Annotated in this window: 9 protein-coding genes; 5 read left to right on the plus strand and 4 right to left on the minus strand. The window is 69.2% G+C overall.

The window, feature by feature from the left end; genetic code table 11:
- The first annotated feature begins 457 nt into the window (after window positions 1-457).
- The 5 genes from ACG10_RS08710 to ACG10_RS08730 all read left to right on the plus strand — a co-directional run bounded on the left by ACG10_RS08710 (window position 458) and on the right by ACG10_RS08730 (window position 9,877).
- Entirely contained in the window at window positions 458-4,438 is a 3,981-nt protein-coding gene (locus tag ACG10_RS08710; RefSeq protein WP_089167925.1) for a non-ribosomal peptide synthetase, read from the plus strand.
- A gap of 79 nt (window positions 4,439-4,517) precedes the next feature.
- Window positions 4,518-5,756, plus strand: coding sequence for an NAD(P)-binding domain-containing protein (locus tag ACG10_RS08715; RefSeq protein ID WP_089167926.1), 1,239 nt, complete (start codon window positions 4,518-4,520; stop codon window positions 5,754-5,756).
- A gap of 4 nt (window positions 5,757-5,760) precedes the next feature.
- A complete protein-coding gene (locus ACG10_RS08720) occupies window positions 5,761-6,870 on the plus strand; it encodes an HlyD family secretion protein (RefSeq protein ID WP_089167927.1) in 1,110 nt (369 codons plus the stop codon).
- Complete coding sequence (locus ACG10_RS08725; protein WP_089167928.1) at window positions 6,867-8,441, plus strand: DHA2 family efflux MFS transporter permease subunit; 1,575 nt, start codon at window positions 6,867-6,869, stop codon at window positions 8,439-8,441. Before ACG10_RS08720 ends, ACG10_RS08725 begins: the two co-directional genes overlap by 4 nt.
- The gene (locus ACG10_RS08730; RefSeq protein WP_089167929.1) at window positions 8,438-9,877 is read left to right on the plus strand and encodes an efflux transporter outer membrane subunit; all 1,440 of its coding nucleotides are present in this window, start codon (window positions 8,438-8,440) and stop codon (window positions 9,875-9,877) included. The genes ACG10_RS08725 and ACG10_RS08730 overlap by 4 nt, the downstream gene beginning before the upstream one ends.
- An 86-nt stretch (window positions 9,878-9,963) precedes the next feature.
- Here the strand turns inward: ACG10_RS08730 and ACG10_RS08735 are convergent, their stop codons facing one another.
- The 4 genes from ACG10_RS08735 to ACG10_RS08750 all read right to left on the minus strand — a co-directional run bounded on the left by ACG10_RS08735 (window position 9,964) and on the right by ACG10_RS08750 (window position 16,234).
- Complete coding sequence (locus tag ACG10_RS08735; protein ID WP_089167930.1) at window positions 9,964-10,683, minus strand: general secretion pathway protein GspB; 720 nt, start codon at window positions 10,681-10,683, stop codon at window positions 9,964-9,966.
- Window position 10,684: 1 nt separating this feature from the next.
- Window positions 10,685-12,439, minus strand: coding sequence for an AAA family ATPase (locus tag ACG10_RS08740; RefSeq protein WP_089167931.1), 1,755 nt, complete (start codon window positions 12,437-12,439; stop codon window positions 10,685-10,687).
- A 172-nt stretch (window positions 12,440-12,611) separates the two neighbouring features.
- Complete coding sequence (locus tag ACG10_RS08745; protein WP_089167932.1) at window positions 12,612-14,825, minus strand: Ig-like domain-containing protein; 2,214 nt, start codon at window positions 14,823-14,825, stop codon at window positions 12,612-12,614.
- Between the two features lie 32 nt (window positions 14,826-14,857).
- Window positions 14,858-16,234 carry a hypothetical protein gene (locus tag ACG10_RS08750; protein WP_089167933.1) on the minus strand — a complete coding sequence of 459 codons (1,377 nt, stop codon included), beginning with the start codon at window positions 16,232-16,234 and terminating at the stop codon, window positions 14,858-14,860.
- Window positions 16,235-16,269 lie beyond the last annotated feature (35 nt).

Here is a 16,269-nt window from a genome sequence, read left to right on the forward strand (position 1 = left end):
GGAGTCGCCGATACTCGCGGCCGGGGCCCGTCGCCGAGCATCAATCGGTGCATCGAAACCCGCAGAATCGCCGGCGCAGGAGCTTTTATTCTGCGGGGTTGCTCTTCCTGGTCGTCGCTCCCGACCCGCAACGTCAACAGTCCTTGATTGCGATGCAATAGCGAATTAATGGCAATCGTATTGCCCTTGGATCCTGAAACCGCCATACTTACATACGGTTACAAGATTTTGCGTAACCACTTTGAAATATAAGACGTTGCGCGGCGGAAAACTCGAGAGTTTCCAAAGAACAAGTTGATTCGGACAGGGAGAGCCGGAAGCCTGGTCCCGGTGCTGTCAGCGTTGTTTGCTGTCGGTTTCCAGTCACTCCTTTGCGTCAAGGTTTCGACATGCATTCATGTCGGACGTCTCCTATTCGAACTTCTCTTAATAACTTTATATTTAAGAAAAACTGAAAATGTTCGATGTGTCGGAAGAGCGGGCTGCTGTTTGCGAGTCGCTATCGGAGTCATGCCCGCTGACCGGGTTGCAGCATGCCTATTGGGTTGGCGAGCAGAAGGTCTACAAGTTTCATACTGTCCCGTTCCTTTATTTCTGCTATTTCACCGAGGACCTCGACATTCCCCGGCTCGAAACGGCACTCCAGACAGTACTCGAGGCTTATCCAGAATTGTCCATGGAGTTCCTCTCCGATGGCACCCAGCGTCCGGCGCTGGAGCCGGTCGGGAAGGTTTCCCTCGAGTTGACCGACTGGCGCGGCCAGCCGCCGATCGGCACGGCCGAACTACAGGATCTGCGCAAGAAGGGCATGGAGGAGAAGCTGGCCCTGCTCGGCGCCAGGGTACAGGTCACGGCATTCCTGGACCGTGTCGCCGACGGTTATTACGTCAACTTCGCCTTCCGCCTGATCTCCTTCGATGCCTTCTCGGTGCGCCTGTTCTACAACGCCCTGGTGCGGGTCTATAACGGCATGGGCCTGCCCGAGGAGCCGCGTGCCTTCTTCGCCGAGTTCATGGCCAAGCGCCAGGCGCTCAAGCAGACCAGCGTCTTCCAGCGCTCCATGCAGTACTGGCAGGAGCGGATCGCCACGCTGCGCAATGCCCCGGAGCTGCCGGTGGTCGAGCACGAGCGCATGCCGGATGAGTCCCGTCTCCGGCGCATCCGCTTCGTGTTCGGCCCGGAACGGGTGGCCCGCCTCAACGAGCAGGCGCGCAAGCTGGGCATCAGTCCCAGCATGCTGTTCTGCACCGCCTATACCGATGTGCTGCGCCTCTGGTCGCGCAATCGCGACTTCACCATCAACATGCTGATGAGCCATCGCCCCTCGGGCGATCCGCGCTTCCAGCGCGCCTTCGGCAACTTCGGCAGCACATTGCTGCTGGAGTCCGTCGATGCCCCCGGGCTGTTCGTCGAGCGGGCCAGGGTCCTGCAACGGCAGCTGGCGCGGGATATACGCCACTCCCGTGTCGAGGGCGTCGACGTGATCCGCGCCATGGGCAGCACCGGCACCGGCCTGCCGGTCATGCCGGTGGTGTTCGCCAGTTCCCTCGGCCTCGACCTGCCGGAGGGCCTGCTGCTGCCCAACGAGTTCGGCCTGAAGAACATGGGTGGCGGTCTGCACACCCCGCAGGTCTGGCTGGACTGCCAGGTCTACATGTACCTCGATGAGCTGGTGCTGAACTGGGACTATGTGGAAGGCCTGTTCCTGCCCGGGGTCATCGAAAACATGTTCGCGGCCTTCGAGCAGCAGATCGAAGCCATCCTGCAGCACGACGCCCCCCAGGAAGCGCTGCTGCTGCCCAGGGTTCCGCCGCAGGCGCTGCTGGCGCGCCAGGCAGCCAACCAGACCGGGCGCGCGCTGCCGACCGGACGGCTGGAGCACTTCGTCGCCGAGGCCTGTGCCCGTTATCCCGAGCGGGCGGCGATCATCGCCGCCGACCGCGTCGTCGACTACCAGAGCCTGTGGGGCTGGAGCACCAGCCTCGCGGCCAGCCTGCGTCAGGCCGGCGTGGGGGCCGACGATCTGGTCGCCGTGGTGGCCAAGCGTGGCTGGCGCCAGGTGACGGCCCTGCTCGGGGTGGTCCAGTCCGGCGCGGCCTATCTGCCGATCACCAGCGACCAGCCGGCGGCACGCAAGGAATGGCTGATCGCCCGTCCGGGGGTCAAGGTCGTGCTGATCGAGCGCGAGCTGGCCACCGGCCTGAGCCTGCCGCCGGACGTCCGCGTGCTGCTGCTGGAGGATGCGCTGCCCGATGCACCGCCGCCGGCGGTGGCGCTGGAGCCGGCCCTGGGCGAGCGTGATCTGGCCTATGTGATCTTCACCTCCGGCTCGACCGGTCAGCCCAAGGGCGTGGCCATCGACCATCGCGGGGCGGTCAACACCATCCAGGACGTGATCGCCCGCTTCGGCCTGAGCTGCGAAGACCGGATGATCGGCCTGTCCAGCTTCAACTTCGACCTGTCGGTGCACGACATCTTCGGCAGCCTGGCCGTGGGCGCCGCGCTGGTGCTGCCGCCGCATAGCGAGACGCCGGCGCCGGACCAGTGGGCCGCCTGCGTGCGCGAGCATGGGGTGACGGTGTGGAACACCGTGCCGGCTTCGCTGGAAATGCTGATCGAGTTCCTCGGCCCGCAGGCCGCCGTCCATCTGCACAGCCTGCGGCTGGTGATGCTCAGTGGCGACTGGATCCCGATCACCCTGCCGGAGCGCCTGAAGAAGGTGGTGCCGGGCGTCACCCTGATCAGCCTCGGCGGCGCCACCGAAGCCTCCATCTGGTCCAACTACTTCCCGGTCGAGCGGGTCGCGCCGGGCTGGAAGAGCATTCCCTACGGCTGGCCGCTGTCCAACCAGAGCTTCCATGTGCTGACCCGGGAGCTCGAACCGGCTCCCGACTGGGTGCCGGGCGACCTGTACATCGGCGGCATCGGCCTGGCCCGGGAGTACTACGGCGACCCGGCGCGCACCGCGGAAAGCTTCATCATCCATCCGCAGACCGGCGAGCGCCTGTATCGCACCGGTGACGTCGGCCGCTACTTCGAGGACGGCTGCCTCGAGTTCCTCGGCCGCCTTGACGGCCAGGTGAAGATCCGCGGCTTCCGCATCGAGCTGGAAGAAATCGACGCCAACCTCGCGCGCTGCCCGGGCATCCGCGCCGTCACCACGGTGGCGGTGCGCAGCGGTGACGACAGCCGTCTGGTGGCTTTCTACCAGCCATCGGCCGAACCGCTGGAGGTCGAGGCGATCCGCGCCCATCTGGCGACCGCCCTGCCTCCCTACATGATCCCGTCGCAGTTCATGGCGTTGTACAGCCTGCCGGTCACGGCCAACGGCAAGGTCGACCGCAAGGCGCTGTCGGTCATGGCCGACGCGCTCGGCCCGGAGGAGCGGCCCCGGCGCAGTCCGGGCAGCGAAACCGAGCGGCGCCTGGCCGGTCTGTGGAGCCAGCTGCTCGGCATCGAGGAGCTGGGGGTGGACGACGAGTTCTTCGAGCTGGGCGGCACCTCGCTGCTGGCGGTGCGCCTGATCAACGCCATCACCAGCGAGTTCGGCCAGACCCTGCCGCTGGTGTCGCTGCTGCGCCACGGCACCATCGCCGCCCAGGCCGCCATGCTCGAGGCGGCCGAGCACGCCGGCCACCAGCGCACCCCGCTGGCGGTGCTGCGCGAGGGCGGGCAGGCCACCCTGGCCGTGGTCCACCCGGTCGGCGGCAACATCCTCTGCTACCGGGAGCTGATCGAGCTGCTGCCCGCCGGGGTGACCCTGCTCGGCCTGCAATCCCCCGGCGACGGCGCTCCGCGACGGCTGGACGAGCTGGCCGCCGGCTATGTGGATGCCCTCTGTAGCCAGGTTGCCGACCCGGCTTCGGTCCACCTGCTGGGCTGGTCCATGGGCGGGGTGATCGCCCAGGAAATGGCCCGGCAGATGGAGGCCCGCGGCATCGCGCCGAACGGGGTGACGATGATCGACAGCTGGATGGCTGCGCCACAGAACGAAGGCAGCCTGCGTCTGGAAGGGGAGGCCCTGTTGCTCAACTTCCTCCGCGACCTGCTGTCCGGCGAGCCGCTGCCGATCGACTTCGACAGCCTGTCGCGGCTGGAAGAAGCCGGACGGCCGGCGGCCATCGTGCAGGCGCTGAAGCAGGCCGGCGGCATCGGCTCCGACCTGTCCCGGGACGAGTTCCTTGCCCTCCTGGGCGAGTATCGGGCCAACTACGACGCGCTGGTCGCTCACGCCCCGCGCCCGACGGCCACGCCCACGCGCCTGTACCGGGCCAGCCGCAGCATGGACTTCCCGCTGCTGGCTCCCTTTGCTCTGGCAGAAGCCGCGCACCTCGATGTCATCGACTGGGAAGGCGATCACTTCTCGGTGGTCGAGCGGAATTCCCTGCGCGAGATCCTGGCGCACCTCTCGAACGCCGCCGAGGTCGCCCTCTGGTAGAGGCCGGACAACTGCGACCGCCCTGCTGCTGCGGCAGCAGGGCAGTCGCCATCTTCCCCAGTTACGGATAAAGAATTCAATGAGTGGACATTTCGATACCCTGATCGTCGGTGGCGGCCAGGGCGGACTCTCTACGAGCTATTACCTCACCCAGCAGAAACGCTCCCACCTGGTTCTGGAGCGTGGCGATGTGCCTGCGCCCGCCTGGCGCGACGACCGCTGGGACTCCTTCACCCTGGTCACGCCCAACTGGGACTTCCGCCTGCCCGGCGCCACCTACGCCGGTGACGATCCCGACGGTTTCATGCCCCGTGAGGAGATCGTTCGGACCTTTGCCGACTATGTGCAGCGCCACCAGCTGCCGGTGAAGTTCAATTGCGAGGTTACCAGAATCTGCGCCGATCCGGCCGGCTTCCGCGTTTCCACCCGCGACGGCGACTACACCGCGCGCAACGTGGTGGTCGCCACCGGGCTGTTCCAGTTCCCGCGCCGGCACGCGATGGCGGCCCAACTGGCCCCGTCGATCGTCCAGATGCACTCCGGCGCCTACCGCAACCCGGCGGCGCTGGCACCCGGCGCGGTGCTGGTGGTCGGCAGCTCGCAGTCCGGCTGCCAGATCGCCGACGAGCTGAACCGGGCCGGGCGCACTGTCTATCTGTGCGTCGGCCGGCACGACCGGGCGCCGCGCCGCTACCGCGGCAAGGACATCTTCGAGTGGATGCGCCTGTCCGGGCTGGCCGACCAGACCGTCGACAGCCTGCCTTCGCCGAAGCTCAGGTTCACCCCCAACCCGATCATGGCTGGCCGCCATGAAGGCGGCAGCCTCAACGTGCACCGGCTGGCCCGCAATGGCGTGCGGCTGCTCGGCACGCTGCAGGACATCGACGGGTCCTGCCTGAGCATCGCGCCCGACCTGCACGACAACCTGGCCGGCACCGACCAGCGCGAGGCCGAGCTGCTGGGCAAGATCGACATGCTGGTGAAGATGCGCAACCTGGATCTGCCGGAGGAACAGCCCGAGCGTCTCGAGGACGGCTACGCCGCGCCGCTGAGCGAGCGGCTCGACCTGGCCGAGGCCGGCGTCACCACCGTGATCTGGGCCACCGGCTACGGCTTCAGCTTCGATCTGGTCAGGTTCCCGGTGTTCGACGAGGACGGCTATCCGCTGCAGCAGCGCGGCGCCACGGCCCAGCCGGGGCTCTACTTCGTCGGTCTGCCCTGGCTGTACAACAAGCGCTCCGGCCTGTTGAGCGGCGTCGGCGAAGACGCCGAGCACATCGCCGGACATATCCAGGCACGGGACAACGGGAAGGGCTGAGGTCGTGAGTCAAGAAGCACCGGCGAACGCCGCCGCACAACCCGCAGGCCCGACACCGGGAAGCGCCCGCAAGGCCAAGGTGATCCTCGCGCTGATCGCCGTCGCCGGCCTCGTCGTCGTGGGGCGCATGTGGTGGCGCAGCACCTATTTCGAGGAAACCGACAACGCCTACGTGGAGGGCTACATCAGCGCCATCGCCCCGCGGGTCGACGGGGTGGTGACCAGGGTCCTGTTCGAGGACAACCAGAAGGTCCGCGCCGGCGACGTGCTGGTCGAGCTCGATCCGGCCGACTATGCCGTGCGGGTCGAGGAGATCAAGGCCCGGTTCCTGGAGGTCGATGCCGAACTGCTCAAGCTGGGTGCCGACATCGAGCAGGGCGAGGCCAGGGTCCGCGCGCTGACCGCGCGCTCGGCCCGGCGACTGGCTGAACTCAAGCGCCACAGGCAGGACGCCGAGCGCCAGCTGGCCCTGCGCAACCAGGACATCAAGGCCGTGACCGGGACGGAGCTGGACGCGGCCATCGCCGCCCGCGACGGCGCCCAGGCGGATTACACCGCCCAGCAGGAGGAAATCCGTGCGGCCCAGGCCGGCGTCGAGGCGACCCGCTCGTCCCGCGCCGTCCTGCTCGCCCGCAAGGAGGTGCTCGCCGCCAGGCTGCGCGATGCCGAGCTGCAGCTCGAGTACACCACCCTCAAGGCGCCGGTGGACGGCCGGATCGGCAACAAGTCGGTCGAGGTCGGCGATCACGTGGCGAAGGGCCAGCGCCTGGTGGCGATCATCCAGGATGGCGTCTGGGTGACGGCGAACTTCAAGGAAACCCAGCTGCGCGACCTGACGCCGGGACAGAAGGTCGACATCCGCCTCGACACCTTCCCCGGCGAGAGGATCGAGGGCCGGGTGGACAGCTTCGCGCCGGCCTCGGGTGCCAAGTTCGCCCTGCTGCCGCCGGAGAACGCCACCGGCAACTTCACCAAGATCGTCCAGCGCGTACCGGTGAAGATCACCTTCTCCCCGGAAACGCCGAAGGCCCTGATGGAGCGGGTGGTGCCGGGCATGTCGGCGCTGATCGAGGTCGATCTGCGCCAGGAACCGCCCAAGGTGGCCGCCCAATGAGCGGCCCGCCCGCGCCCGCCGCGGATCAGGTGACCTCGCGGACCTGGATCGCCATCGCCGCGGCGGTCCTCGGGGTGTTCATGGCGGTGCTCGACACCCAGATCACCAACGCCTCGCTGCCGGAGATCCTCGGCTCGCTGTCGGCCTCCATGGAAGAAGGCTCGTGGATGAGCACCACCTACCTCGCGGCGGAGGTGGTGGCCATTCCGCTGACCGGCGTCTTCCTGCGGGTGTTCGGCCCGCGCACCTTCATCCTGGGCAACACGGTGCTGTTCCTGGTGTTTTCGACCCTCTGCGGGATGGCCTGGAACCTGGAGTCGATGATCGTGTTCCGCACGCTGCAGGGCTTCTTCGGCGGCGCGCTGATCCCGACGGCGATGACCCTGATCATCGTCAGCCTGCCGCCGGGCAGGCGGCCGATGGCGCTCGCCTGGCTGATGCTGGCCAGTACCCTGGCGCCGACGCTGGGGCCGACGGTCGGCGGCATCCTCACCGAGTTCTACAGCTGGCCGTGGATCTTCTACATCAATTGGCTCCCCGGCGTCCTGATGCTGGCCGGCATCGCCATCGGCCTGGATGCGCAGCCGAAGAAGTTCGAGCTGTTGCTGAAGATGGACTGGCTGGGCATCGCCGGGATGATCGTCGGCCTGGGCGCGCTGATCGTCTTTCTCGAGGAGGGCAACCGCAAGGACTGGTTCGACTCGGAGTTCATCCGCACCACCAGCTTCGTCGCCTTCGCCGGCATCCTCCTGTGGATCGGCAGCCAGCTGCTGCGCCCCGATCCCTTCGTCAACGTCTGGCTGTTCGGCCGGCGCAACTTCTGGGTGTCGTCCGGGGTCGGCGCAGTGGCGGGCCTGGGGCTGTACGGCTCGACCTTCGTCCTGCCGCTGTTCCTCGCCCACATCGCCGGCTACAACTCGCGGCAGATCGGCGAGACCATCATGTGGATGGGCCTGCCGCAGATCATCATGACCCCGGTGGCGGCGGTGCTGGCCAAGAAGATCGACAACCGCGTCATCTGCTCGGCCGGCCTGCTGCTGTTCTCCGTCTCCTGCTTCATGAACGCCTACATGACAGCCGACACCGGCTACGACCAGTTGATCGCCTCGCAGATATTCCGCGCCCTCGGACAGCCGCTGATCCTCATCACCCTGTCCAACATGGCCATCCACCAGATCGAGCTGGCCAACCTGTCCTCGGCCTCCAGCCTGTACAACATGACCCGGGTGCTGGGCGGTGCGGTCGGCACGGCACTCCTGTCCACGGCCATCACCATGCGCGAGCACCTGCATTCCGAACACCTGGTCGAAGCGGTTTCCCTGTTCTCCTCAGCCACTCGCGAACGGATCGCAGCCATTACCACGATGCATATGAACAACAACGGCGACATCGCCCTTGCCACTCATCAGACCATGGCCACCCTGAACGGCGTGGTTCAGCGCGAGGCCTTCGTGATGGCCTACAGCGACAGTTTCTTCATTCTGGGCAGCATGCTGCTGGCGTCGGTCGGCCTGGTCTGGCTGGCGGATCGCATCGTGGCTCCCGGCGCCAAGGGGAAGGGCAACCGATGAACAACCGACTTCCCCTCCTGCTGGGACTGGCCGTCGCGCTGCAGGGCTGCAGCATCGAGCCTTTCGTGCTGGCGCCCGACCCGGAGTTGCCGTCGAGCTACCGCAAGGCTTCCCCGGACGAGCCGAACAACGTGGATGTCCGCTGGTGGCGGGTCTACCGGGACCCGGTGCTCGACTACCTGGTCGAGGGCGTCCTGGAGCGCAACCCCTACACCCAGTTCGGCAAGCTGCACGTGGCCGAAGGGCAGGCGGGCGTGCTGAGCACCCGGGCCGATCTCTTCCCCAACCTGAACTTCGGCGCCAGCCGGGACGAGAGCCACACCTCGACCAATACCCCGCTGGGCGAGCTGCTCCAGCAGGGGACCATCGCCGGCCAGAGCAACCGCATCACCACCAATACGGCCTGGCAGATCGACCTCTGGGGGCGGATCGCCCAGTCCGTCGAGCTGGCCAAGGCCAAGCTGGGCGTGGCCGAGGCCACCCGGCGCAGCGTGGCGCTGGTCCTCGCCCGCGAGGTGGCGGTCGCCTACTGGCAGTTCCGCGCCGCCGAGGCCGACTACGCCCTGCTGGAGCAGATCCGCGCCGAGCGGGCGGAGGCGGTCCGCTTGATCGGCATGCGCCTGGATACCGGCCTCAACACCGAGCAGGACCTGCTCGAGGCCAAGGTCAGGCTGGCCAGGGTGGAGGCCGAGATGCACGAGGCCGTGGTCAAGCGCGACATGAACGAGCAGGAACTGGCGATCCTGATGGTGGTGGATGTGAAGGACTTCCGCGTGCCGTCTCCGCCGGAGTACGCCCTGCCCGAGATTCCCGCGGTGGCCCCCGGCCTGCCGGCGACCATCCTGTCCCGTCGCCCGGACCTGATGGACTCTTCCGAACGCCTGCGCGCCCTGATCGCCCAGGAGCGGATCGCCGAGACCGCCTTCTATCCCAGCATCAGCCTGACCAGCCGCTACGGCTTCGCCTCCCAGGACCTGAGCGACCTCACCAAGCACGCTTCCCGGGAGTTCTCCTTCGTGCCGATCTCCCTGAACCTGCCGATCTTCGACGCCGGGCGCAATCGGGCCAACCTGGAGGCGGCGCGCCTGCGCTACCAGCAGCATGTGAACGTGCACAAGGTCAACATCCTCATCGCCCTGCGCCAGGTGGACGACGGCCTGACCCAGGTCCAGGCGGCCCGGGAGCGGCTGAGCATCCTCGACGAGGCGCTGGAGGCTTCCCAGCGGCGTGCGGATGTCGCCGCGGCCCGCTATGCGGTGGGGCAGAGCAACTACCTGGAGGTCACCCGGGCCCAGGACAATTCGCTGTCGCTGCAGCGCAGGCAGGTGCGGAGCCGCATCGATGGCCTGATGGCCTCGACCATGCTGATGGAAGCGCTGGGGGGCGGCTGGAACGAGTCCCTCGAGGGAGGGCAAACCGTCGCCGGGGCGGAATGAGGAGGGCGGTTCGGCAGCCGGTGCCCTACGGGATCGCCCGCATCTTCGCGACGTGCAATGCCCTTGGCGGTTGAAAGGGCTGGCGCTCAGCGCGGGCGGAAGCGGAAGCCCCGGTAGTTCAGCACCACGCCGTCGCTGGCGATCCGCTCCAGGACGATGCCGGGGCCGGCCTGGTCGCCCTGGTGCAGGATGCGTTCGTTGATCACCGCCATGCGCAGCTGCGGCTCCTCGGCGTAGGAGAAGCCGGAGAGGGAAAGCCTCGGCAGGCTCTGGCGCAGCTCGGCGGGCAGTTCGTGGAAGCCGAGCACCCGCTCGGGCGGCGCCGGCAGGGCAGGGGCGGGCCGGGCTGCCGGTTGCGTGGCGGCGAGCGCTGGAGCGGAGGGCGGGATCTCGGGCGCCGCCGGTGGGTCCAGGCGGATCAGCGGCGGTTCCGGGATGACGCTCGGGGACGACGGCGGCTGGCTGGCGACGGCGGGCCCGGGCCGTTCCGCCGCGGGCGCGGGGCTGGCGGCAACCCTTGCCGGGGCCGGGGCGACGGGTGCCGGAGGTGCGCTGCGCGGAGCGGGCGTTTCCGCTGGCGGCGCCTGAACGACCGCGCCGGCCGCCGCGTTCTGCCAGGGCCGCCACCAGGCGAGGCCGGCGCCGACCAGCGCCAGGCCGAGCGCCAGCAGCAGGTAGGCCGGCGGGCGCCGGCCGGCGGCTTCGCGGGGCGGGGCGAGCAGCGGCGGCAGGCTGTTGAGGGCCGGCGCCTTGCCCTGCTGGCGGGCGTGCTCGGATTGCTTCAGGGCTTCGAGTATGTAGGACATGTCAGTAGCTCAGTACGGCCATCTCGGTGGCGCCCAGGCCGGCCAGGCGTTCCAGGGTCTGCGCGCCGACCACGCCGTCGGCGAGCAGGCCGTTGGCCTGCTGGAACTGGCGCACGCGCTGCTCCAGTTCGCGGCCGAACAGCGGGTCGCCGGCGCGCGGGCGGCTCTGTCCTTCCCAGCGCGCCAGCTGCAGGTCCACCCAGGCCACGTCGGCGCCGCGGCTGCCCAGGGTCAGGCGCCGGCTGCGGGCCAGCGGCGCCTGCTGCAGCTGGACGTAGCGGCCGCTCCAGCGCCGTGCCAGCGCGGCGAGGCCGACCTCGCGGACTTCGCCGGCCACGACCAGCCGCGTCCGCCGCCCGTCGTGCGCCAGCAGCGTGGCGAGGAAGGGCGGCCCTCCGGCCGGGGCGAGTTCGACGATCAGGGGCGGCTGCAGGCTGGCCAGGGACTCCGCCGTGGTCTGCCGGCGCAGGCAGCGCAGGCTCATCTCCTCGACCTGCCGGCAGGCGCCGTCGAGATCGCTGGGCTGGCGGATGCCCGCCTGCCAGTGGCCGAACAGCGCGCGCACCGCCAGCGCCTCGTGCAGCCAGTGCTCCTCGCTCGCGGGGCCGACGAGCTCCTCCTCCGGCGGCGGTTCGGCGGGATCGGAACGTGGCGGCTCCAGGGGCGGCTCGCTTTCCTGGTCTGGAGATCCGGCCGGCGCGGCGGGGGGCGATGGCGTATCGCCGCTGCCGGGGACGATGCCGGGCGGCTCGGGCTCGGGCGCGGGACTGGGAGCCGGCGGTGCGGCGTCGGCAGGCGCGGACACGCCGGCAAGCAGGTTGTCCAGGCCGCTGCGGCCGGCGCCGAGCAGCGGCTGCGGCGCCAGCTGCCAGCCGGCCGTGGCCATGCCGGCGAGCAGGCTGACGCCGAGGGCGGCGGCGAGGGCGGCGGGGACTTTCGGCCGGCGCGGCAGGCCGAACACCTCGCGGGCGGCGCTGTCCAGGGTGGCCCGGTCCACCGCGGGCTTGCCCTGCACGTAGGCACCGAGCAGGGCGCGGTCGCAGAGCACGTTGATCAGCCGCGGCGTGCCGCCGCTGAGTCGGTAGAGGCGCTCCAGCAAGGGCGGCGCGAAGAGCTCGGCGCGGGTGCCGGCGACGGCCAGGCGGTGGCGGACGTAGGCGCCGACCTCCGGGCGCGACAGCGGCTCCAGGTGGTAGCGGGCGACGATGCGCTGGGCGAGCTGGCGCATGTCCTCGCGGGCGACGAGCTCGCGCAGCTCGGTCTGGCCGAGCAGGATGATCTGCAGCAGCTTGTGCCGCTCGGTTTCCAGGTTGGTCAGCAGGCGCAGCAGTTCCAGCACCCCGGCGGACAGGTTCTGCGCCTCGTCGACGATCAGCACCGTCTTGCGGCCGCGGGCGTTGCTTTCCAGCAGGTGGGCGTTGAGCCGGTCGAACAGCGCCTTGAGGCTGCAGACGCCCTCGGGCAGGGCGATGTGCAGTTCCTCGCAGAGGGTCTTGAGCAGCTCCAGGCGGCTCAGCTTGGGATTGAAGATGAAGGCGATGTCGCAGTGCTCCGGCACCTGCCCGAGCAGGCAGCGGCACAGGGTGGTCTTGCCGGTGCCGACCTCGCCGGTGAGCAGCACGAAGCCGCCGTCGATCTGCAGGCCGTAGAGCAGGTGGGCGAGCGCCTCGCGGTGCCGCTCGCTCATGAACAGGTAGCGCGGGTCGGGCGAGATGGAAAAGGGGGCCTCGGAAAAGCCGAAATACGGGTTGTACATGTGCCTGCGTTCCGTGGCTGGAAACTGTTTTCAGGGTAGACGCATCGGGCGACAGCTTGGTGGCAGGAGGCTGCATTCCGTCATGGCGGGCCTGCCGGTGGCAGGCCGGGGCCGCGGCGGACGCGGTCCCGGTTTCGGCCCGTCCCCCGGCGCGCGGGGGACGGGCCGGGTTTCACTGGACGGTCACGGTGATCTCCCTGCTGGTCAGGCTGCTGCTCAGGGTCACGGTCCTGTCGGCCGGCGGCGCCACGGTGCTGTTGCTGGCCTTGATCTGCCAGCGACCGTTCTGGCTCGGCGTGGCCGTTCCCAGGGTGACGCCATCGACCAGCACCCGGATGCTGTTGCCGGTTACCACGCTGGTGGTGCCGCGGATGTCCCAGCTCCAGCGGTTGGCGTTCTTCGCCTGCACGGTGGCCTTCTGCACCGCGAGGTTTTCCTGCACCGCCGCTGCCGTGACCGCGACCGTCACGCTGGCGACGTTGGAATCGGCGCCGAGGCTGTCGCGGACCTGGTAGCTGAAGCTGGTGCTGAAGTTGGCGGTGACGCCGCTCGGCGGGGTGTAGGTGATCTGGTTGCCGTCGATGGCGACCGTGCCCTGGCCGCTGGCCGGCTGGCTCAGGTTGACGATGCTCAGCGGCGTGTTGCCCTCCGGATCGCTGTCGTTGGCCAGCACGTCGATGCTCACCGCTGTGCCGTTGCCGATGGCGCTCGCCGTGTCGTTCGCCGCGACCGGAGCCTGATTGGGCGCCACGCTGACGGTGACGGTGGCCGGTGTCGACTGGCCACCGCGGGCGTCCTGGACCTGGTAGGTGAAGGTCGTGACCAGCTGGGTCGTGACCGTGGCCGGCGGTGTGTAGACCACCTGGGTGCTGCCGCTGAGGGCGGTGCTGCCTTGCCCGTCGGCCGGCTGGGTCAGGCCGACCACGCTGAGCGGCGTGTTGCCGTCCGGGTCGCTGTCGTTGGCCAGCACGGCGATGAGCACCGGCACGCCGGCGCTGGTCGTGGCGCTGTCGTTTTCCGCCACGGGGTCCTGGTTCGGCCCGACGACCGGGGCGCTGCCGACCACCGTCACCGGCTCGCTGTCCACGCCGCCGGCGGAGGACTTCACGGTGACGCTGGCCGGCGGCTGGGCCAGGTCGCTCACGGTCAGGGTCTGCAGGGTGCCGGTCTTGGCCAGCAGCCCGTAGCCCTGCGCGGCAAGGTCGGGAAGCGTGGTTTCGTCGCTGGAGCTGGCCTCGATGGTCAGGCTGCGGTCGGCCCAGGCGTAGCGGGCGGTCCTGATCTTCACCACGTCGCTGAGGCGCGCCGACAGCGCGGTCGGCCGGGTCGTTCCCGACGGATCGCTGGCGGTGAGCACCACGAAGGGTGGCAGGCCCTGGCTCGGCGGATTGCTGGCGAAGAAATGCCCATTGTTGTCGCCGGTCAGCTCTGTCCCCTCCAGACAGGGCGAGGGCGGAGTGCCGTCGACCAGCTCCAGGGTTTCGCGGTAGCAGAGTTCGGCGCCGTTGGCGGAGCTGGCGAACAGGTCGAGGCGGGTGCCCGCGGCCGTGCGCCCGTAGGTGGCGCGGCCGACGCTCAGTGCGGTCGCCGGGCGGGCGTCGCGCACCTTGCCGGACAGGGCGAACTGGCCGGTCTGGATGACTCTCCCGCCGGGGCCCTCGATGCGCACGAAATTGTTGCCGGACAGCCCGCCGGTCACGGCCGTCGGCACGTTGGGGTCGCCGATGAAGGTTTCCGTTTCACCGGTTTCCGGGTTGGTCGCCGTGACCTGGCCGATCGTGCTGGTCAGGAAGGGGCCGATGTCGCCCTGCAGGGCGCCGCTGAAGTCGCCCGGCGCGCCGATGCCGATGTCGCGGGTGATGTTGATCGCCCGCCGGCCGGCGGTTTCGACCTGGACCGTTTCCACGCCGTAGGGGTGGGTGATGGTGTAGGTGCCGGCCACCGGCACCGAGGCGCGGATGCGGATGCGCGCGAAGCTCTGCTGGTCGCCGTCCCTGGGCTGCTCCAGGGCGAAGGCCGCCTCGATGGCGGCGACGTAGACCTCCAGTTCGAGGCCGCTGCCGTTGTCGGGGATGCTGGTCTCGGCGAGGAACCAGAAGAGTTCCGGCGGCCAGTTGTCCGGAAAGACCATCGGCTGGGTGTCGTCGTAGACGCCCGGCTCGGGGAGCAGGGTGCAGAGATAGGCGCCCGGCGTTCCGGACGGGCTGAGCGCCTTCGACTGGCAGAGCTCCAGGCTCAGCCCGCTTTCGTCCTGGTACCACTGGGGAAAGCCGCCGGTCGCCGGGGTGTAGGGGCCGGGGTCGACGGCCGCGAGTTCGGCCCGGGCCGCGCCGGCCGCGACGGCCAGTCCGAGGGCGCCGAGCAGTAATCCTGTCCGCTTGTTCATGATGCCTCCTGGCAATGTAGGTGCGCTGCCGGTCACTGGACGATGAGCACTTCTTCGGTGTCGCTGCCGCCGTTGGCGGAGTTCACCGTGACCCGTGCCGGGGGGATGGGGCTGATGCCGGTGTCCAGGCGCTTGAGCGCGCCGTCGCCTTCGACGGGCTGGTCGAGCGGGCCGATCGGCGTGCCGCTGGCGGCGTCGCTGGCGGTCAGGACGGGCTGCGCGATCCGGTCGCTGGAGCCGGCTACGATCAGCAGCTGGCCGGAGCCGGGGTTGTACTCGGCCCGCTCGATGGTCACCTGGTCGACCAGGATGGTGGGCAGGGTGGTCGAGCTACTGCCCGGGATGGCCGCGCTGTTGTCGGCGCGGACCTCCAGTTCGGCCAGCGGCGTCGGCGCGGCAGTCGACTGGCCGTACCAATGGCCGGTGCCGTCGGCCTCGGTCATCTCGACGCCGGCGCCGGCGCTGTCCCTGAAGCTGGCCAGGCCGGGCGGCGGCGGGGCCTGGACGAACAGGTCCTGGCTCTGCAGCGTCGCGCCGCTTGCGTCGCTGTCGCGCGAATAGGTGCTGCGCTGGATGATCAGCGGAGTCGGCCGCGGCACCGTGGAGAGCTTGCCGGAGACGGCGAACAGCTCGGTGCGCAGGTCGAGGCCGTTGGGGCCCTGGATGCGCAGGTAGTTGGTGCCGAACGGGCTGCCGGTGACCTGTTCCTCGAGGTTGGGATCGCCGACGAAGCGTTCGAGCGTGCCGGTGTCCGGGTTGGTTTCCTCGTAGGGACCGTTGACGCTGCGCAGGAAGGGACCGACGTCGCCCTTGAGGGCGCCGCTGAAGTCGCCCGGTGCGCCGATGCCGATGTCGCGGGTCAGGTTGATCGCCCCCACGCCGTCGGTCCCGAGGTCCTCTGCCGTGACCTCGAACACCTCGACCCCGTAGGGGTGGGTGATGGTGTAGCTGCCGGCGCTGGTCAGGTCGACGCGCAGGCGGATGCGCGCGAAGCTGATCTGGTCGCCGTCGACCGGCTGTTTGGTATTGAAGGCGGCTTCCAGGGCCGCGCCGTAGCCGAGGTTGACGCCGCCCTGCTGGATGAAGGCATCGGCGGTGAACCAGAAGGCCTCGCTGGGGAAGTTGCCGGGGAACACGATGTCCTCGGTATCGTCGAAGATGCCCGGTTCGGGCAGCAGCGCGCACATGTAGCTGGGGGCATCGGGCGTGCCTGGCACCCGCGAGCTGAGCGCCTTGGACAGGCACAGGTCGAGCACCCGGCCGTGGCTGTCCTGGTACCAGGCGGCGAAGCCGGCGGTGTCGTTGCCGTAGGGTCCGCTGTCCACGGCGAACAGCGCCGCCTGGGCGGTGTTGCCTGCCGCGAGGCCGAGCAGGGCTGCGGTCGCGGCTGTCGAGAAGGTTCTGCGCATGAGTCTCTCCCTGATGATGAGCAGGGCCGCTCGTG

Origin of the sequence: Azotobacter chroococcum (assembly GCF_002220155.1) — a bacterium.
Lineage (GTDB): Bacteria > Pseudomonadota > Gammaproteobacteria > Pseudomonadales > Pseudomonadaceae > Azotobacter > Azotobacter chroococcum.